Source organism: Rhizobium sp. WYCCWR 11128 (assembly GCF_013416305.1).
Classification (GTDB): domain Bacteria; phylum Pseudomonadota; class Alphaproteobacteria; order Rhizobiales; family Rhizobiaceae; genus Rhizobium; species Rhizobium indicum.
In genome coordinates, this window is record NZ_JACCEZ010000001.1 from 1,102,103 (window position 1) to 1,120,869 (window position 18,767).

The following is an 18,767-nucleotide window of genomic DNA, read 5'->3' on the forward strand; positions in this document are numbered from 1 at the left end:
AGCGCGCCAGCTGATTCATCGAAGGCAGTTGCGCCGTATATGCCATTGCTGTTCATCCGCAAGCTGCTGCTCGGCGGCGTCCGGACGGGTTTGCGCCGCGAAGTGCTGATATTCAATCGCGCTTCGCATTTCATCGCTTAACATAGATCGTTGCCGCTTCGCCCAACGAATTCCGCTTGCTTCCTGATGAGGACGGTCAATATCACGCTCGCGCTTTCGCGGTGGAGCGACCTTGATCTTCGTCAAAGCGCGGGAGACACCTCTGCGCTATGATACCTCCAATCATCGGGAGGACATCAGCCGTGAAAGCACAATTCCATTTACCGCTGGCCACCTATCCAGACGCAAGCTCCTTCTCGCTCCTTCAGAACGCTGTCGCTGTTTCCCTTCACCAGAAGGCCGGGTTGACGGCAAGTATACCGCTGGTCAGGATCGAACCCTTTCAGCCGCGATTTCCATCACTCCTTGACGTAGACAAAATGCGTGCGGAGGCGGAGCGATTGAGTAAAGACAATGGAACCGTTCTCGGGCAGACGCTCCATGATTATGCGAAAAAAGCCGAGGTCGAGGTCGAGATCCAGCCATTCGATGCGAGGGAGCCATTTGTCGCACAAACTCTTGCCGAGTTGTCGCGCGTATACGATCTTTCCATTTTGGAAGCATCTGTGCTGATGAGGCCGCTGATCGAGAGCGTGCTGTTTGAAAGCGGGAGACCGCTCCTGCTTTTCCCCCCGGATAATTTCTGCGGCCGGATCGATGCTGTCGCCGTCGCCTGGGATGGAGGAGCCACCGTCGCGCGGGCACTGGCGGGTGCCAGGTTCTTGCTGGAACGGGTACCGCGTGTCGTCCTGATTTCCGTCACCGATGATAAGCAGATTGACGAGCGCAGCCGAGATCACCTTGCGGCTGCGCTTCGGAAGGCTGGTCTTGCCGTCGATGTCGCAGCCGTGCAAGCGAAGGGAGATTCGCCAGCCAGCGTCATTCAAGCTGCCGCCCTGGAACACAAGGCAGATTTGCTCGTCGCCGGCGCATTCGGTCATTCGAGACTACGCGAATTCCTCTTGGGAGGGGTGACACGGTCGCTGTTGACCCACCTCGAAATGCCCACTCTCCTTTGTCACTAATTCAGAGTGCGCGCGGCGCGTCGCCGATAGCAGCAATATCGCCATCACCGAAAGTCTGATGCCACAACCAACGCTTTGGAAGGAATCAATGAACCTGCGCGACGTCTGAAGGCATCGGCTTGGCAAGCTCCTTGACGATCGCTTCAAGCGCATCGGCCGTCGTCCGCAGGCCGGATGACCGCGCAATTTTCAGTGCCGCTTTGCAATGAGCGGACAATTCGTCTTGCTCCCCGTGATCATTCGTCGGGAAGACGATGCCCGCATATTGCGACGGGTTTCCGGCTTCATCCCTGAAGCAGCGGCCCAAGGCCGCGACGCCGACTATTTGCCCGCTTCGATCAAATACCCGATAATCACAGCGATACGGATTTCCTGTGATCACCGATTCTGAAATTGCCTTGGCCACGGATGGCTTGTCGTCCGGATGAATCCGGTCGAGGTATCTGATGACCGGCAGCCCCGTGAGAGTCTCTTCGGGATCAAGCCCAAAGAGGTTTGCCAGCGCCGAATCCGCATAAACCTTGTCGGTCGCCAAGTCCCAGGTGAAAATGCCAGGCTCTTCGGTAAAAGAAAATTCGGACGTTCCCAAAGCTCTGTTGACAAGACTCATTCCGCATCCCCGGTCTGCACGCCAATGCTGCCGGGTGGCTAGGTCACCTGGCTCTTGAAAGAATACGACGCGCTCGATCAGCGACAGGGCGGTCGACCATTTCACCCCCGATTTTAGCCACGTTTCCATCGGACGCAACTGCAAGGACAATCCACGGGCCTGCGACCACCAGACACGCTCGTTGCGCGCAACCAGCGGCGTCGTTTTCTTGACGGGAACGGCGAAGATGTGCTCCACCTCGGCTTCGACTTTCCAGAATGCGACGAAGCTGACAAGACCGGCGCGAAGGGTTGACGGAAATCATGACGAAAATCGATCTCAATTCTGATCTGGGGGAGGCGTTTGGACCCTGGCGCATGGGCGACGACAAGGCGATCCTTGACGTCGTTACCAGTGCGAACATCGCATGCGGCGGGCACGCCGGAGATCCCGCGACCATGGTGGAGACGCTCGCGCTCGCAAGCGAACGGGGTGTCGTCGCCGGAGCCCATCCGGGCTTTGCAGATCGCGAGGGCTTCGGGCGACGTCTGATCCCCTTGAGCATCCGGGAAGTGGAGCAGCTTGTGGCGACGCAGACAGGCGCGCTGATGGGAGCTGCGGCTCTGGCGGGCGCCCGCGTCCGCTACGTCAAACCACACGGCGCACTCGCCAATTGGGCGGCCGACGAACGGCCGGTCGCCGACGCCATCATACGCGCAACCCGAGCGGTTTCGCCGGAACTTGCCATACTGGCGATCTCCGGGACAGAGCTGGAGCATGCGGCCCGCGATGCCGGGATGACCGTCTTCAGCGAGATTTTTGCCGACCGCGGCTACCTCTCCACGGGTCGGCTCGTTCCGCGCAACTTGCCGGGAGCGATGATCGATGATCCCGCGGAGGCGGCTTCGAGATTGATCGGGTACCTGTCCAGCGGCCTCATGCCGACGGTCGACGGCGTTCCGATCCCTCTCGATGTGCATTCGATCTGCGTTCACGGGGACAGCCCAGGAGCGCTCGCCATGGCCGTCCACGTGCGCCAGGAACTGCAAAAGGCAGGCATCGAGGTGGCACCATTCCTCCAGCCGACACAGGAAAACAGGTGATGGCCAAAGGCTATCTTATCGCCCAGGTTACCGTCACCGATCCGGAAGCCTACGGGACCTGCGCGCGGGCAGCGGATGCGGATTTCATTCTGATCGAAGGCGCCGACTGAGGTGCCACAGGACCCGTCCGCATCGCCCGGCAGCGTTCCGACCTACCGCCCGGTGGGCGGGCACGCGGTGCTCGTCGAATTCGGCGCGACCATCGATAAATGGATCCACGATCAGGTCGTCAAGCTGGATGCCGCCTTGAAGGCGGCACCCTTTGAAGGATTCGTCGAAGCCGTTCCGGCCTATGCCAGCATTCTCGTATGCTTCGATCCGCTCGTGGCCGATCACCGGACAACGGAGGCGGCCATTGAGGAGCTTCTGGGGGCTGAGGTTCCAGAGACGATCGGAGCGATGCGCGAAGTCGAAGTCTGCTACGATCCTGATCTTGCGCCCGATCTTGCCGCCGTCGCCGAGGCAAGCGGATTATCGCCGGAAGACGTTATATCCGCCCATCTCTCCGGCGACTACAGCGTCTTCATGTACGGCTTCGCTCCAGGATACGCTTACCTCGCAGGCGTGCCCAAAGCCATTCAGCAGCCGAGGAAGCCGGCGCCTATTCGCGGCATCGCCGCCGGAAGCGTGCTGATTGCCGGTCCGCAATGCCTGGTGAGCACGCTCACCATGCCGACCGGCTGGTGGATCATCGGCCGCTCGCCGACGAAGATCCTCGACGCCGCGTCCAACGACCGTCCGTTCCTCTTCGACGTCGGCGACGCGGTGCGTTTCCGCCGCATATCGAGGGCCGAATTCGACGCGAGGTGCCTCGCATGAGCGAAGCGGTCCTTGCAATCAACTTCGCAGGCCCTCACGTCGCTGTCCAGGACGGAGGACGTCGCGGATTGATGCGTTACGGCGTCCCGGCCTCCGGTCCGATGGACAGGACCTCGTTTGCCGCCGCCAACGTCGCCGTCGGCAATCCTGCCTGTCAGCCCGCAATCGAAGTCTCCATGGGCGGCCTGGTTCTCGACTGCGTGTCGGGGGAGGTTACGTTCGCCGTCGCGGGAGGGGGATTCATCGTAGAGCATGCCGGCGACAAGCGCGGCGCATGGATGGTCGCCACCTTGAGGGCCGGCGAGCGGCTGGCAGTTCGTCCGGGACACTGGGGAAGCTGGACGTATCTGGCCTTCGCCGGTCATATCGAGGCGAAGACCTGGCTGGGCAGCATGTCGACGCACAGTCTCTCCGGCCTCGGCGGCGGGCGCCTTGCAGCCGGGCAGACCATCACCGTCGCCGACCCGGAAGTGCGAGACGATCGACATGGTCCGATTACATGTCCGGTCATCGCAAGACCGCGATCCGAGCTGCGTGTGGTGGTCGGTCCACAGGATCGGTTCTTCTCGAAAGGAACCTTGTCGAATTTCCTTTCGTCGCCCTTCCGCCTGAGCGACGCCTATGACCGCATGGGTGTACGTCTTCAAGGTCCGTCGCTTGCACCAAGCGTCGCGCTGGACATGCCGTCGGAAGCGATCGTGCGGGGCTCGGTGCAGGTCGCCGGAGACGGTGTTCCCACCATTCTGCTGGCCGACCACCAGACGACCGGAGGATATCCCAAGATCGCCACTGTGGTGGATTCGGATCTGGACGCCTTCGTCCAGCTACGCCCACGCGACCATATCGGTTTCCTGGCCGTGACACCGCAGCAGGCGATCGAACACATTCGGCTTCGGGCTTCGACGGTGTCCCGTTACCTCGCGGCGCTGTAGAGGACCTCGCCAGGTTTTTCATGCGCGAAAAGCTTGGCAAGACTGTCAGGCTGGTGGTAATCTTTACCACCACAAGAGTCTGGAGGTGCCACATGGCCAATGTTGAAAAGATCAGCGTCTCAATGACGCCGCAGCAGGCGGACCTGCTTCGCGACGCGGTCAAGAGCGGTGCCTATGCCAGCAGCAGCGAAGTAATCCGCGAAGCCATGCGTGACTGGTCAGCCAAATGGGAAACCCGCAAGGGCGACATCCAGCGTCTGCGGACCCTGTGGTCCGAAGGCAAGGCGAGTGGCACGGCCATCCCGGCCGACTTTGATGATGCGCTTGAAGAGGCGCGCCAGGAAGCCAAGTCTACCGCCTCGCATGCCCGCTAAGCTGATCTGGACACCCGCCGCCCGTGCCGGCGCGAAGAAAATTTACGTCGACATCGCCCGCGAGCAGCCCCAGGCGGCCGAGCGGTATTTCCAGCGGTTCCGTATCAAGGCCACGTCGCTGATCGAGCAGCCGCGCCTGGGCCAGCGTCATCTGGAGATCCATCCGGCCGCCCGCATGCTGGTCGAGGCGCCCTATGTGATCCTCTATCAAACTCACCCCAACACGGATGACGGTCCCATCGAGATCGTCGAGATCGTTCACGTCGTCGATGGCCGGCGTGATTTGGCAGCGCTCTACTAGCCAAGCGGCACGATTAGAAGGGCACTCTTTCCCTTGGCCAATGTCGCGGGCGTAGTCAGCGCCGCCGACGCCCGCGATACCGCCACCGTATACGCTTGGAGCTGCCGTTAGCTCGAAGTAGTGTTCAGGAAAATCCAGATTCAATTCGGGGGCACCATGGATTTTCTGAACGTCGCGGCTATCGCTTTCTTCCTTCTCGTCTGGGTGGCGGTCGAGCCTTTGATGGCAGCGGGATGGCCGAGAAGGAACGATAGCCTTTCCGTCGATATGGTGCGCATTCGCACAGCCTGGATGCGCGAGGTTCTGACGCGTGACAACAACTTCATCGGCGACGCCGCGATCCTCGGGCACACGATCAATTCGGCATCCTTCTTCGGCTCCGCCAATCTCATCGTCATCGTTGGCCTGAGCGGCGCGCTGTTCATGGAGCCGAACTATGGGTCGGGTGGCGGGCTGATCGCAATGTTTGCGGCTCAGGACCCAGCGTGGTTTTTCCAGTGCAAAGTCCTCCTGATCATGGCGACGCTGCTGCGGGGACTATCCGATTTCATCTGGGCGGTCCGGCAGATCAACTACTGTCTGGCGGCGATCGGGGCCAGCCCATCCCGGGATGAAGACAGGGACATCGCCGGTTGGACAAACGCCCTGACTCTCGTTTTGAACCCTGCGCTTCGATCGTTCAGCGTCGGTGTCCGATCTTACTACTTCACCTTTGCAGCCGCCTTCTGGTTTCTCGGGCCGATCCCCTTCGCTGTTGCCACCATCCTCAGCGTCGGCATTTTGATCTGGCGTCAATCCTGGTCGGATGCTGCAAAAGGGATCATGGCCATACGGAAGCTGCTTGACTAGAACAGGATGATTTTAGGCCGGGTAGGCCTAAAATGTGAATCCTGTTCTAAGTTAAAGAGTTAGAGCATGATGTCGTCCGAAACCGATCACAGTTTTCGGCATCATGCTCTAAAGCCAAGCCTTAGGCTGGCTTGCCAAGAAGCGGTATCTTACTGGCGGTGTCCGATGGATCGTCTCGAAGCGATGCGTATGTTACTGGCCGTGGTCGACGCCGGAAGCATCTCTGCCGGCAGCAGGAAGCTCAACGCGCCATTGCCCAGCGTTAGCCGAAAAGTGGCCGAACTTGAGCGACATCTTGGGGCAAACCTCATCGTGCGCACCAGCCGCAATCTGCAGCTCACCGATGCCGGACGCGACTATGTCGATGCCGCCCGAAAGATCATGGCGGATCTTGAGGAGGCCGAACGAAGGGCGTCCGGGGAATACCAGACGCCCAGAGGCGTGCTGACGATCACGATGCCGATCGAATACGGCAGCCGCTACGTGCTGCCCGTTGCGCTGAGCTTCATGGACAAATACCGGGAGGTGTCGCTGAACCTTCTGTCGCTCGACCGCACGGTCGATCTCGTGTCCGAGCAGGTGGATATCGCGATCCGTCTCGGCGAGCTCGCCGACAGCGCCCTCCATGCCGTGAAGATCGGCGAATTCCGCCTGCTGACCTGCGCGAGCCCCGTCTATCTCGAGCGCCATGGCACACCTGAGCGTCCCGGCGATCTCATCGATCGCGACGGGATCATCTTCAACAAGCGAACATTCTTCTGGACATTCGACGTCGATGGTACACCGATGGAGACGGTGCCCCGCAACCGGCTGGAAGTGAATACCGCGGCAAACTGCGTTGCGGCGACCGTCGGCGGGGCGGGGATCGCGCGGCTGTTCGACTATCAGATTCCCGACGAACTGGCGTCTGGCGCGCTCGTCCCCATCCTTGGCGATTTCGACGGGCCGCCACAGCCCATTCATATCGTCTACTCGCGCCAGGGGCTTCTCGCGTTGAAAGTACGCGCTTTCGTCGACTGGGCATTGCCGCAGCTGCGGAATATCCGCTAAGATAATCTAATGTTATCTGAATGATGCGCCTATTTCTTCAATCGTTTGTTCCGGTTTCTGAAGGTGCGGGAAGTGGCCGATACCTGAGAGGATATCGACTTTTGCACCGATCTTGGCGGCGAACTCGATGCCCATCTCGCTTGTGATATAGATGTCTTTCTCGCCCCAGATCACCTTCACGGGCGTCTTCAGCCAGGTGAGGTTGGCCTCGAGATAATGCTGATCGCCGGTGAAATTCGCGTAGTAGTGGGCGAAGGCATCCGCTGAAGTCATTCCGTCAAGGCTCCACGAACGGGTCATGTCCTGCTGGACGTCAGCCGGCAGATCGAATTGCTCATCGGGCGAGAGGCCGCGCCTGTGCACGTTCTGAAGGATCTCGTCGCTTGTCTTGTTCATGTAGGCACGGGTCGGCGAGGCGGTCGGCTCGGCTTTGAGGTTCTGCAGGTTCTCCCACATGTATTGCGGCCGGTCGAACGGCGCGAAGTCTCCGACGATGATCTGCCTGGCGATCGTCGGCTCGTCGAGAGCAAGCAGCAGGACGGGCAGGGCACCGATGTCAGTCGCGTAGATCACGAGCTTCGACCGGTCGATGCCTGCCCGGTCGATATAGGCCTTCAACACCTGGGCGTACGCCCTCGGCGCATAGGAAAACCGTTCCGAAGCCGGGCGCGACGATTGCCCGTAGCCCGGCCAATCGAAGGCATGGACGTCGTAGTCGTGAGCAAGCGTTGTCGCGATGCCGTTCCACACAGTCAGTGTTTCCGGAAACCCATGGAGGAAAAGCACGGTGCCTTTTGGCGCGGGGGCGCGGATTGCCATCCTCCTCAGCGTCAGGACTTCGTCGATCTCGATGAAGCCGACGGCGTCGTGCGCGGCTTGCGTACAAGCGAAGGCTTCAGACGAGTGGGAAGCGGGAGTTGCCGCGACTGATGCAGCATTTACGGTTTTGTCCTTAGACATAGGATGTCCTTTCTGAACGGCGGTCAGCCAAAGCCCAAAAGCCGGCTGTCTGCACAAATAATTGAGCATGGCGTCAGCTCGCGGTAGCCGGAGAAAGTGAGAGGAACCCTCTCTACGGCGGCAGCGCGGCAACCCGGCTGCCCAAGGCTGACAGCTGAACGAGAGGGTGCCTCTCAATTTCCCGAGGTGCCGGCCGGCCGTCGACCCGCCCAAATATCCACCAGCCGCCGATTTGCGACAGCTCGTTGGCGTTTGCGTGCGGAAGGCAGAGCGTCGGCCGCGACAATATAAGGAAGAACTGATATGACTGACATTGCCCAAAGCAGACAGGTTGCGGCCGCCCCCGACAAGGTCCGCGGCCTCCCGGGCCACGCCACTGTCGGCACGAACGATCTGGATGTCGCCTCGGTATTCTACGACAAGCTTCTGGCCGTGTTCGGGATCGGACGAGTCCTCGTCCAGCCCAACCGAGCCATCTACTACGGTCATCGCACGCTCGAATTCGGCATCATCAAGCCGTTCGATGGCCGCCCTGCCACCGTCGGCAACGGTGGAATGATTGCTTTCGAAGCTTCGTCCCGTTCAAAGGTCGACGAAGCCCATGCAACGGCATTGGCGGCGGGTGGCTCGGACGAAGGGGCTCCCGGTCCGCGTGGCGAGAACGGTACGGGTCCTTACTGCGCCTATTTTCGCGATCCCGAAGGCAACAAGTTTCTGATCTTTCGTTCCGGCGCGGACGAGGCCTGACGTTTTCGGCATTGAAGCGGGGCAGGGCATCTTTTCCTCTCCTCGATATCACGAAAGGACACGGCATCATGGCAATGCTGAACGTTTTGAAACACCGCGACGTATCGCGCCGCTCGCTGCTGTCAGGCTTTGCCGCGGCCGGCATAATCGCCGTTCTCCTTCCGCGCGCTTCCGACGCCGCTGATGTCGTCGGCGTCGCGTCCGCGGAGGTTCGACCTTTCAAGGTTGAGGTCTCCGAGGCGGAGCTCGCAGATCTCAGGCGGCGTCTTGCCGAGACGCGGTGGCCCGACGGCGAAACCGTCGTGGATCGTTCGCAGGGTGTGCAGCCCGACAGGCTGAAGGAACTGGTGCGCTACTGGCAGTCGTCATACGACTGGCGGAAGGCGGAGAGCAGGCTGAATGCATTTCCGCAGTTTCTCACCACCATCGATGGACTGGACATCCATTTCATCCATGTTCGTTCCCGTCATGAAAATGCGCTGCCGCTGATCATGACCCACGGCTGGCCAGGTTCGGTCTTCGAGCTGCTTGATGTCATCGGCCCGCTGACCGATCCGACGGCGCATGGCGGCACGGCTGATGATGCCTTCCATCTGGTGATCCCGTCGATTCCAGGATTCGGCTTTTCCGGGAAACCTCCAGCGACGGGTTGGAACCCCCAGCGGATAGCGGCCGCCTGGGACGTGCTGATGAAGCGTCTGAACTATGACCGCTATGTCTCGCAAGGCGGCGACTGGGGCGCGATCATCAGCGACGCCCTGGGCCGCCAGGCGCCCGATGGGCTGCTCGCAATCCATGTCAACAGGATCGAGCGGGCCACAACGTTTCCATCGGATGCAGCCCAGGCTCTCAAAGATGGAGGGCCGGCTCCCGACAGCTTGTCTGCGGATGAGAAAGTCGTCTTCGACGAAGCCCGGAACTTCCTCAACAACGGCTTCGGCTACGCAGCGATCATGAGCACGCGGCCGGAGACGGTCGGTTACGGCATTGCGGATTCTCCGGTCGGCCTGGCCGCCTGGCTCTACGACAAGATAGCCGACTGGGTGTATACACGCGGCGATCCCGAACAGGCGCTTGGCAAGGATGCCATTCTCGACAACATCACGCTGTATTGGCTGACGAACACCGGCCCCTCCAGCGGTCGCATCTATTGGGAAAACGCCATGTCGGGCGCAAAACTCACGCCCGTCAAAGTACCCGTCGCCGTCACGGTGTTTCCCGGAGAGGTCTACAAGCCGCCAAAGCACTGGCTGTCGAAGGCCTATCCGACGCTCATCTACTACAACCGCGCCTCCCAGGGCGGTCACTTCGCTGCCTGGGAGGAGCCAGAACTCTTCAGTCAGGAGATCCGGGAGGCCTTCAGAAGCTTGCGGTCCTAAAGCCGCCTGGCCTTTGGTTCGCAGTCTGCGTCCGCCAGACCGGTTCGTCGATTGACGTTGGTCGTGCAACGCTTCACAAAGTCCGAAGTTTCGACCAACCCAGCAAAAGCGACGACACCATCGCGGGGACCACGGCCACATGCGCATCATCTACGACCGTCATCCCCTCCGCAGAGTGTGCGCATTCCTGACGCTGGTACTTTCAACGCTTCTGCTGGTGAGCGCAAACCCCGCCTCGGCGGCTGAGCCGACCAATTCCTCGGCGCCGATCCGGGTTATTATCGAATTGCCGAATGATGATTCCGGACGAGCGCTGGTTAATCGAATCGTTCCGGGCAATCAGGAACCGGCGCAGCCCGTAGCAGTCTCGCAAGAGGCGGCACCGACATCGATTGCCACGTCACTACAGGATTTGCGCCAGAGGTTGCTGACACTCGTCGATGCCGTTCCGACCCTTCCCGGGCAGATCCAGTCGGCGATCCGGGTCTTCCAAACGGATGATCGTATCGAACCGGTCGGCCTGATCTTAGCGGTCATACTCTTCGTCGCAGGCGGGTTCGTTGCGCAGCGCCTTGCCTGGTGGTCAGGGCGAGGGTTGCTCCATTTCGTGCTGAACGCGCCTGCCGACACCGTCCGGCAGCGGCTCAGGCTCCACGCCGCCCGGCTTTCCATGGGTCTTCTCGCGTTGGTCGGTTACCTGATCGGAAGCCTCGGCGCGTTTATCCTCTTTCCATGGCCTGCCGTGTTTCGCGATATCGCGCTCATCCTGCTATCGGCTGCGCTCATGGTGCGCCTTGGTGTGCTTGTGGGCCGTATTGTCATCGCGCCAGGCGCCCGTCTGCCGCATATGCGGCTTCTGACGCTTGTCACCTCGCTTGCCTGGTTCTGGTACTACTGGCTCCTCGGAATCGTCGCGGTGCTGGCGGCTGGCTGGGCCACCATTGAAGTGATAGGGACGATCCGGGCTTCACCGATCTTGGCCGATCTCTTTACCGCAGCATGGCTCGGTGTCGTTTCAATCGCTTTGATCGTCATGATTTGGCTGCGGCACTTTCGTTCTGACGGGCCGCTGGTGGGCCGGCTGGTCTGTGTCGGCTTCAGCGCGAGCATCCTGCTATCGTGGCTGTTATGGGTGTCCGGTCTCCACGGGGCATTCTGGACGGTGATCATCATTACGCTTCTGCCTCTTACCGTTTCGGTGGCTCGTGATATCATTCGTCGCATTATTCAATCCGGGGAGGGGCAGGCGGTCGAAGATCCGGCCATCGTCGGATGGTCCGTTGTCATCATGCAAACGCTGCGGAACGGCCTCATTGTGGTCGCTGCGCTGCTCATTGCCCGCGCCTGGAATGTCAATCTCAGTGACCTCGCCGCAGCCGAAACGGTGACCACGCGTCTGATCCGCGCAGGAATCCGCATTGTTATCGTGCTGCTGGTGACCGACGTTATCTGGAAGCTCGCAAGCACTCTGATCGACAGCCAGATGGCGGTGGCGTCGCGAAGCGTGCAGGCAGGGCATCAGGACGGACCCGACGCGCGCCGGCGTCAGCGGTTGAATACCCTTCTTCCCATTCTTCGCAATGTGCTGTTCCTGGCGATCGGAGCCGTCGGCTTCCTGATGATTCTGGATGCCGTTGGCATTCAGATCGGACCGCTGCTGGCGGGCGCCGGGGTCGTCGGCATAGCCGTCGGCTTCGGTGCCCAAACACTCGTCAAGGACATCATCTCCGGCGTCTTCTATCTGTTCGACGATGCCTTTCGCATCGGCGAATACATCCAGGCGGCAAAATATAAAGGCACGGTCGAAGGTTTCTCGCTGCGATCGATCCGCTTGCGCCATCACCGCGGCCCGGTCACGATCGTTCCCTTCGGCGAACTCGGCGCGGTGCAAAACCTCAGCCGTGACTGGGTCATCGACATCATTACGCTAACCCTGAATTATGACAACGACCTCGAGGAGGTCCGCAAGACCATCAAGCGCATCGGCGTTGAGCTTCTGGAGGATGCCGAACTCGGGCCTAACATCATCGAGCCCTTGAAAATGCAAGGGATCGAGCAGATGGCGGATTATGGTGTGCAGATACGGCTGAAGTTCATGACGAAACCCGGCGAACAGTTCGGCGTTCGCCGAAAGGCGCTCGCCATGCTCAAAAAGACATTCGCGGAAAAAGGCATCCAGTTTGCAACGCCGACCGTTCATGTTTCCGGCGGTCCCGCCGATGCAGCGGCAACCGCTGCCGCCTCGGAGCTGCAAAGACCATCGAAAGTCATCCCGACACTTGAGGAATAGCAACGGCGAGCTTCCCGTCGAATCCCGTCAATGCTCAACACTCTGACCCGGACGTTATCGCCAAGCACGCGTCGTCCGAGACACGGGTTTCGGAAGAGTTTGTTGGCTGGGATCAGCTGTTCTATGAGGGCACGTCTGCAGGTCAACTCGTCGATGTGCTGGATCGTCAAGATGCAAATTCGAGCAGGCCGATTTCAAAAGAGTGGGCCTCTGAGATGGAGGAGGAAGGTATGCCATTGTAATCAAACAGCATCACTATGTTCCATAATCTATCTTATGCGATTAATGTATGTGGGGCTATTTAGTAATGCGACAGTTGGGCCAGTTAGAGATGCGACAATCTCGCCTCTCGACGCGCTGGTCAATGCCAACGTTGGGAGCAAGGATGACGACCTTCAGCCTGGTCGAGACCATGAGCGATCGGAGTCGTCATGTCCTTTATGATCACCATGTCGCAGAAAGAATTGCATCGCCTCGAAGTTATTCAGAAGATCCGTGATCAGCGCCTGAGCGTCGTCCAGGCCGCCGAACTGCTTGGGCTCAGCCGAAGTCAGGTCCACAGGCTGCTGCAGGCCTATGATGAGTCCGGTGCAGCCGGGCTGGTTTCGAAGAAGCGATCGCGGCCGAGCAATCGGCGCCACAGCGAGGATTTCCGCAACGCGGCGCTGGATCTAATCCGCGAGCGCTATCTGGATTTCGGGCCGACATTGGCGCGCGAGAAGCTGATCGAGCTGCACCGGATCTCGGTGGCCAAAGAGACGCTGCGGCAATGGATGACCGAGGCCGGCATCTGGATCTCACGTCGCGAGCGTAAGAAGCGGGTTTTCCAACCGCGCGGCCGGCGCGACTGTTTTGGTGAACTCGTGCAGTTCGATGGGGCGGCGCCCTCACCCGCCCCGATCTGATCTTGCAAAACGGACTATCTCAACGGGCCAAGGTCACGACACGCATGGCCCCATCCACTGACCTAGTCCCGATTGGCCACCACTGGCAAACTGCCTTCGTTCGAAAGACGGGTTTCGGTCTGCCGGGCGGCGGCGACAAGACGGCGCTTTGCGCGGATTGCGTGCCATTGTTGGTCGATCAGGACGCCGATGAGGATCACCCCACCCATGACGGCGAAATTCAGCGACGAGGGAATACCAAGGAGATTCACGAGATTCTGCAACTCCTGGAGCAGGACCGTGCCCAGCACGACGCCGACGATCGACCCCTCGCCGCCGCGGAGCGAAAAGCCGCCAAGCACGGCTGCGGCAATCGCGTAGAGTTCGTAGAACTGGCCATGGCTCGCCGGCGAGATCGAGCGCGTGTACATGGCGAAATAAATCGCCGAAAGCGCCGTCAGCAGCCCGCAAATGACATAGGCCGACATGATCATGCGGCCGGTACGGATACCGGAATAACGGGCCGCCTCCTCGTTCTTCCCGATCGCGTAAAGATAACGTCCGAAGACAGAGCGATGCAGCATGATCCACATGACCACGGCAATGATGACGAGTGCGATGAAGGTGTTGGGAACACCGTAAAACCGCCCAGCGGTCAGGAATTCGAGGTCGGGGAAATTTTGGCCGAAGGCAAAACCCGCAGTTCCGTCGGCCGTATAGAAGCGCGCTGCCCCACGATAAATCAGGAGGCCGCAGAGGGTGACGACGAAGGGCTGCAGGTTGAGCCGGGTGATCAGCCAGCCGTGGACGGCGCCTATGACCGCGCCGAGCGCGAGAATGAGCGGCAGCGCCAGCATCCAGGACATATCCTGGACCGCGATGAAGTCGACAAACAGCACACCGAGAAGCGCGACGAGCGAGCCCACAGAAAGCTCGATACCGCCTGTGATGATGACAAAGGCCTGGCCGATCGACAGAATGCCGAACAGGCCGATCAGGTTGGCAGTGTTGGCCAGGTTGATCGGCAGCAGGAAGCGCGGATTGATGATGGCGACGACGATGCCGACGACGACGATCAAAAGCAGCAGTCCGAGATCTTTTTTGATCATTCGAGATCCATCCCCGATACCTTATTTTGTATTGGCCGCAGCCGCTATTTTACCCTTTTGCCGACAGCAAGCAAAAGGACGCTTTCCTGGCTGATTTCGTCCTCTTCCAATATGCCGGCGATCTGGCCCTCGTGCATGACGGCGATGCGGTCAGAAACGCCGATCACCTCTTCCATATCGCTGGAGATCATCAGGATCGCCACTCCGGCATCGGCAAGCGCTCGCATCAGACCGTAGATCTCGTTCTTCGCGCCGATATCGATGCCGCGTGTCGGCTCGTCGAAGATCATCACCTTCGGGCTCATCGACAACCACTTGGCAAGCACCACCTTCTGCTGGTTGCCGCCGGACAGAGTGCCGGTTCGCGTCGAAACGGAGGGCGCCTTGATACCGAGGCGAACGCGCTGCTTTTCGGCCGCCGCCCTCTCCCGCTCGGCAGAAAGCATGAAGTGGCTGGAGAGCTTGGGGAGATCGGCAAGGGTTATATTCTGGGCGATCGGGAAATCAAGAAGAATGCCGTTGCGCTTGCGATCCTCCGGGACCAGGAAAATGCCACGAGCGACGGCGTCCCGGGCAGAACTGACCGCAATTTGCCGCCCGTCCTGCAGGATGGCTCCGCCGTAACTCCGGTCGATGCCGAAGAGTACTTTTGCAAGCTCGGTGCGGCCCGACCCAACGAGCCCTGCAAGCCCCATGATTTCTCCATACCGGATTTCCAGATCAACGGGACGGCCGGGATAGGCCTCGGTGCGCACGCCGCTTGCCTTCAGCGCAACCGAGCCGGGCGAGCGCTGCGGTTTTGCGGTCCGGGCCGCAAGCACCCGGCCGATCATCAGCTTGACCATCTGGTCGTGGCCGATGTCTTTCTTGGCAAGCGTGCCCACAAGCGTGCCGTCACGCAGGACTACGACCCGGTCTGCGACGCGCTCAACCTCGTGGAGGCGATGCGAGATGAAAATTACACTGATGCCATCCGCTTTCAGCGATTTGATAATGCTCAGGAGCCGCTCGGTTTCGGCGAGCGGTAGGCTGGACGTGGGTTCGTCGAAGATGACGAGCCTGGCGTTGATGGACAGCGCCTTGGCGATTTCCACCATCTGCTGCTCGGCAAGGGAAAGAGATGCCACGGGTGTGTCGGCGGAAAAATGAGCCCCTACCCGCTTCAAGAGCGGCTTCACCATGTCTCGCAGTCGATCGCGATCGACGAGCTTGAAAGGTCCAGCCTTCAGCGGTTCGCGGCCCAGGAAGATATTGGCGGCAACGTCGAGATTCTCAAAGAGATTGAGTTCTTGGTGCACGAAGGCGATGCCGGATGCGATGCTCGATTCAACAGTGAGGAAACGAAGCTCTGCGCCGTCGAGCAGGATCGTGCCCCGGTCGGGGGCGATCACGCCGCCAAGAATCTTCATCAGCGTCGATTTTCCGGCGCCGTTCTCGCCGACGAGGCCGATGACCTCTCCTGGTATGATGTCGATCGACAGGCCCTCAAGCGCAACGACGCCTGGATAGGTCTTGCCAACGCCGGAAAGCGACAGGAACGGCGTTGCAAGCGCGTCCGGTGACGGGATGTCGGAGCTGTGGTTCATCGCCTGTCCATGGCTGCTGATGCTGTCGGCATGAGACGTCTTTCCCGGCGGCGGCAAGTGCCGCCGCCGGGAAGGAAGGTTATTTTCCAGACATGGCCTTCAGGCTGGCGGCATATTTGTCAACGTCATCCTTGCCGATGATCACCGTCGGGATGATGATCAAGCCGTTGCTGGGAACGCCTGATTTGTCGCCCTTGAGGTAGGCCGCCATCAGCTTCATGCCCTGATAGGCCCATTCAAACGGCTGCTGCACGACGGTCGCTGCGATCGTCCCTTCCTTGACGCCGCCGAGCGTGATCGGATCGTCATCAAAACCGACGACGGTGATCTGGCCGAGTTTGCCGGCGTCGCGCAGCGCCTCATAGATGCGCGGCGTATTGTAGGAGTAGAAGCCGACCATACAGGTGACGTCGGGGCTGGCCACCAGCGCGTCCTCGACATTCTTCTTTGCGCGCGTCTGGTCGATATCGTCGCCGCGTACATCTGTCAGCTCGATCTTCGTGCCCTTCAGGCCGTCCTTCATGCCTTGGATGCGCTCCTTGGCATTGTCGGCACCGAGCAGGCCAACGAAGCCGATGCATTTGCCACCGTCCGGCATCGCTTTCTTGGCGATTTCGGCGGCCTGCAGGCCGGCGTCGATATTCGATGAACCGATATAGGCGACGCGGTTGGTCTGCGGCGCGTCACTATCGGTCGTGAAGAGAGCGGTCTGCGAGCCGATCTTATTCAAGCCGTCCGTCTGGGTCTTGGGATCGACTGCGGAAACCATGACCCCCTTGACGCCGGCACTGACCAAGTCTTCCATAAGCCGTTGCTGAACGGCGACAGATGCCTGCTCAGGGTACTTCAGCTCCATCTGGTAGTCTGGCATCTCGCCCTGCGCCTTCTTCACGCCCGCCTCTGCGGCTTTCCAGAAGTCGGATGCGCCATTGACGACAAATGCAAGTGTCGGCTTGTCGGCAGCATGCGATACGGCAATCGGCGCCGCGCTCAGCATCAACCCGGCGAAGAACAAGGCTGCATTGCGTTTCAGCTGTTTCATAATACACCTCCCGAGGGGCCGCAGTTGCACGGGCCCGTTTCCGATTTACGGCCGGCCGGATGCGCGCCCCCTCCTAGGGCCGTCGCAAAGCGACGAGTGGCATAGGTTCCGATCGCTCCCTGACGGTATACAAGAAATTTAATTAGTAAATAGTATTATCAATGCATATCGAAACATTTCGTCGCACAGTGGCTAGGGCTGCAATTTTGTACTGAAAGGTGCCAATAACTGATAGTGTTACAGCAATTCATGCAATTGCCAACGCTTTCAGATAGATGCTAATATTATTATCAGAAAACGACAATCAATCACCCTACCTCCATTATCTGAAGCAGAGACAGTTTCCACGAATGCGAAAACCCAAGACCCAAAAGAGGAATAAGCCTGTGCGTGTGACGATGATGGACATCGCCGCGGCGGCTGGCTGCTCGCAGGCGGCCGTCTCCTTCGTCCTCAACGACACGCCCGGCACCCGTATCTCCCAGCAGACGCGCGATCGCGTATGGGAGGCGGCGCGTGCGCTCGGTTACATGGAGAAGACCTATACGACGAAGGCCTCTTATTCGGGACTGGACAACGTCATCGGTTTCGCCGTGGATCAACTCGCCACCAGCCCGGAAGCGATCGTTGCGATCGAAGGCGCGCGGCAAGCCTCGTGGAACGCCGGCAATGTCCTTCTGGTAACCCAAACGCTTAGTGACCCCGTCATGGAGCCGAAGGCAATCGAGGCGTTGACGAACGGAGGCATATCAGCGCTCATATATATGACGATCTATACCCGCCAGGTGGAGCTTCCATCCTATGTCAACAAGCTCAACATCCCGACGGTCCTGCTGAACTGTTATACGGCGGACCATGCCTTTCCCGCCGTGGTGCCGAGCGAAATCGCGGGAGGGCAGAGCTCCACCCGGCATCTGATCATGCACGGACACCATCGTATCGCGACGATCACCGGCGAAATCTGGATGCAGGCTGCGCAGGACCGGCTGACGGGATATCGCCGCGCGCTGGCGACCGCCGATATACCCTTCGATCCGGAATTGGTCATTGAGGGCGACTGGTCGGCCGGTGCCGGCTATGCCTCCACGATGAAACTGCTTGCTCTGAAAGAGCCGCCCACCGCGATCTTCTGCCAGAACGACCGGACTGCCATCGGGTGCTACGAAGCGCTCAAGGATGCAGGGCTTCGTATTCCCCAGGACATGTCGGTGGTGGGTTATGACGACGAAGAAATTTCACGACATCTCGTCCCTCCGCTGACGACTTCGGTTCTTCCGCATCTTGCCATGGGGCAATGGGCGATCGAACATCTCAACCCGGAAGGTGTGCCCGGCAAGCGCTATCCCATTGCGAAGCTCGAATGCTCGCTCGTCAAGCGTCATTCCGTCGCCGCGCCGCGGGCCGAGGCGCGGCAGATCCTCGATGGCGCATATACCTCGCCATAGGACTTGGGTTCGCGCCGGGACCGAACGCCGGCGGCTGGCTCGGAACCCCTGACCGACGCACACTGGAAGAAGCGGTCGAAATCGCTTAGCGGGCGATAGAACGGCCGGAGTTTGCCTTGTCGACAGGGTTGCGAACGGGTTTCCCCCTGCCCTTGCCTCGTCACTGACCAACCAACCAACCAAT

At 60.0% G+C, this 18,767-nt stretch carries 18 protein-coding genes and 1 pseudogene; 13 read left to right on the forward strand and 6 right to left on the reverse strand.

What is annotated here, in order from left to right:
* Positions 1 to 15: 15 nt before the first annotated feature.
* Entirely contained in the window at positions 16 to 246 is a 231-nt protein-coding gene (locus HX898_RS05365; protein WP_173883523.1) for a hypothetical protein, read from the reverse strand.
* A 56-nt stretch (positions 247 to 302) separates the two neighbouring features.
* Here HX898_RS05365 and HX898_RS05370 point away from each other — a divergent pair, with 56 nt between their 5' ends.
* Positions 303 to 1,124 carry a universal stress protein gene (locus tag HX898_RS05370; protein ID WP_180194164.1) on the forward strand — a complete coding sequence of 274 codons (822 nt, stop codon included), beginning with the start codon at positions 303 to 305 and terminating at the stop codon, positions 1,122 to 1,124.
* An 85-nt stretch (positions 1,125 to 1,209) separates the two neighbouring features.
* On the opposite strand, the gene HX898_RS05375 is transcribed toward HX898_RS05370, so the two are convergent.
* Positions 1,210 to 1,734, reverse strand: a complete 525-nt coding sequence (locus HX898_RS05375) for a PAS domain-containing protein (protein ID WP_138330047.1) — start codon at positions 1,732 to 1,734, stop codon at positions 1,210 to 1,212.
* Positions 1,735 to 2,036: 302 nt separating this feature from the next.
* Between HX898_RS05375 and HX898_RS05380 the strand changes: the two genes are divergently transcribed.
* The 7 genes from HX898_RS05380 to HX898_RS05410 all read left to right on the forward strand — a co-directional run bounded on the left by HX898_RS05380 (position 2,037) and on the right by HX898_RS05410 (position 7,141).
* Positions 2,037 to 2,816: a 5-oxoprolinase subunit PxpA gene (locus HX898_RS05380; RefSeq protein ID WP_138389159.1), complete on the forward strand. Its 780-nt coding sequence runs from the start codon at positions 2,037 to 2,039 to the stop codon at positions 2,814 to 2,816.
* A 111-nt stretch (positions 2,817 to 2,927) separates the two neighbouring features.
* On the forward strand, positions 2,928 to 3,635 hold the full coding sequence (locus tag HX898_RS05385) for an allophanate hydrolase subunit 1 (RefSeq protein ID WP_173883524.1): 708 nt from the start codon (positions 2,928 to 2,930) through the stop codon (positions 3,633 to 3,635).
* Complete coding sequence (locus HX898_RS05390; RefSeq protein WP_138389160.1) at positions 3,623 to 4,567, forward strand: biotin-dependent carboxyltransferase family protein; 945 nt, start codon at positions 3,623 to 3,625, stop codon at positions 4,565 to 4,567. Before HX898_RS05385 ends, HX898_RS05390 begins: the two co-directional genes overlap by 13 nt.
* 92 nt (positions 4,568 to 4,659) lie before the next feature.
* The gene (locus HX898_RS05395) at positions 4,660 to 4,941 is read left to right on the forward strand and encodes a type II toxin-antitoxin system ParD family antitoxin (protein WP_138329435.1); all 282 of its coding nucleotides are present in this window, start codon (positions 4,660 to 4,662) and stop codon (positions 4,939 to 4,941) included.
* The gene (locus HX898_RS05400) at positions 4,931 to 5,242 is read left to right on the forward strand and encodes a type II toxin-antitoxin system RelE/ParE family toxin (RefSeq protein ID WP_138329436.1); all 312 of its coding nucleotides are present in this window, start codon (positions 4,931 to 4,933) and stop codon (positions 5,240 to 5,242) included. Before HX898_RS05395 ends, HX898_RS05400 begins: the two co-directional genes overlap by 11 nt.
* A 156-nt stretch (positions 5,243 to 5,398) precedes the next feature.
* Positions 5,399 to 6,091 carry a DUF599 family protein gene (locus HX898_RS05405; protein ID WP_180194165.1) on the forward strand — a complete coding sequence of 231 codons (693 nt, stop codon included), beginning with the start codon at positions 5,399 to 5,401 and terminating at the stop codon, positions 6,089 to 6,091.
* A 165-nt stretch (positions 6,092 to 6,256) separates the two neighbouring features.
* A complete protein-coding gene (locus HX898_RS05410; protein WP_138329438.1) occupies positions 6,257 to 7,141 on the forward strand; it encodes a LysR family transcriptional regulator in 885 nt (294 codons plus the stop codon).
* Between the two features lie 12 nt (positions 7,142 to 7,153).
* Here HX898_RS05410 and HX898_RS05415 read toward each other — a convergent pair whose 3' ends face one another.
* Positions 7,154 to 8,101: an alpha/beta hydrolase gene (locus HX898_RS05415; protein WP_180194166.1), complete on the reverse strand. Its 948-nt coding sequence runs from the start codon at positions 8,099 to 8,101 to the stop codon at positions 7,154 to 7,156.
* A gap of 303 nt (positions 8,102 to 8,404) precedes the next feature.
* On the opposite strand from HX898_RS05415, the gene HX898_RS05420 reads away from it, so the two are divergent.
* From HX898_RS05420 to HX898_RS05435, 4 genes and pseudogenes are all read left to right on the forward strand, one after another.
* Entirely contained in the window at positions 8,405 to 8,848 is a 444-nt protein-coding gene (locus tag HX898_RS05420) for a VOC family protein (RefSeq protein ID WP_180194167.1), read from the forward strand.
* Between the two features lie 68 nt (positions 8,849 to 8,916).
* Positions 8,917 to 10,227 carry an epoxide hydrolase family protein gene (locus tag HX898_RS05425; RefSeq protein WP_180194168.1) on the forward strand — a complete coding sequence of 437 codons (1,311 nt, stop codon included), beginning with the start codon at positions 8,917 to 8,919 and terminating at the stop codon, positions 10,225 to 10,227.
* Positions 10,228 to 10,366: 139 nt separating this feature from the next.
* Positions 10,367 to 12,517, forward strand: a complete 2,151-nt coding sequence (locus HX898_RS05430) for a mechanosensitive ion channel domain-containing protein (protein ID WP_180194169.1) — start codon at positions 10,367 to 10,369, stop codon at positions 12,515 to 12,517.
* A gap of 431 nt (positions 12,518 to 12,948) precedes the next feature.
* Positions 12,949 to 13,395 (forward strand): annotated as a pseudogene (locus HX898_RS05435) (helix-turn-helix domain-containing protein); the annotation flags it as partial.
* A gap of 89 nt (positions 13,396 to 13,484) precedes the next feature.
* Here the strand turns inward: HX898_RS05435 and HX898_RS05440 are convergent.
* The 3 genes from HX898_RS05440 to HX898_RS05450 form a co-directional block, all read right to left on the reverse strand.
* Positions 13,485 to 14,510 (reverse strand): ABC transporter permease, encoded by a 1,026-nt coding sequence (locus HX898_RS05440; protein WP_138329444.1) that lies wholly within the window; start codon positions 14,508 to 14,510, stop codon positions 13,485 to 13,487.
* Between the two features lie 44 nt (positions 14,511 to 14,554).
* Positions 14,555 to 16,096: a sugar ABC transporter ATP-binding protein gene (locus HX898_RS05445; protein WP_171598769.1), complete on the reverse strand. Its 1,542-nt coding sequence runs from the start codon at positions 16,094 to 16,096 to the stop codon at positions 14,555 to 14,557.
* A gap of 79 nt (positions 16,097 to 16,175) precedes the next feature.
* Entirely contained in the window at positions 16,176 to 17,138 is a 963-nt protein-coding gene (locus tag HX898_RS05450; RefSeq protein ID WP_018242042.1) for a sugar-binding protein, read from the reverse strand.
* A gap of 350 nt (positions 17,139 to 17,488) precedes the next feature.
* On the opposite strand from HX898_RS05450, the gene HX898_RS05455 reads away from it, so the two are divergent.
* Positions 17,489 to 18,583: a LacI family DNA-binding transcriptional regulator gene (locus HX898_RS05455; protein WP_180194170.1), complete on the forward strand. Its 1,095-nt coding sequence runs from the start codon at positions 17,489 to 17,491 to the stop codon at positions 18,581 to 18,583.
* The last annotated feature ends 184 nt before the right edge of the window (positions 18,584 to 18,767 follow it).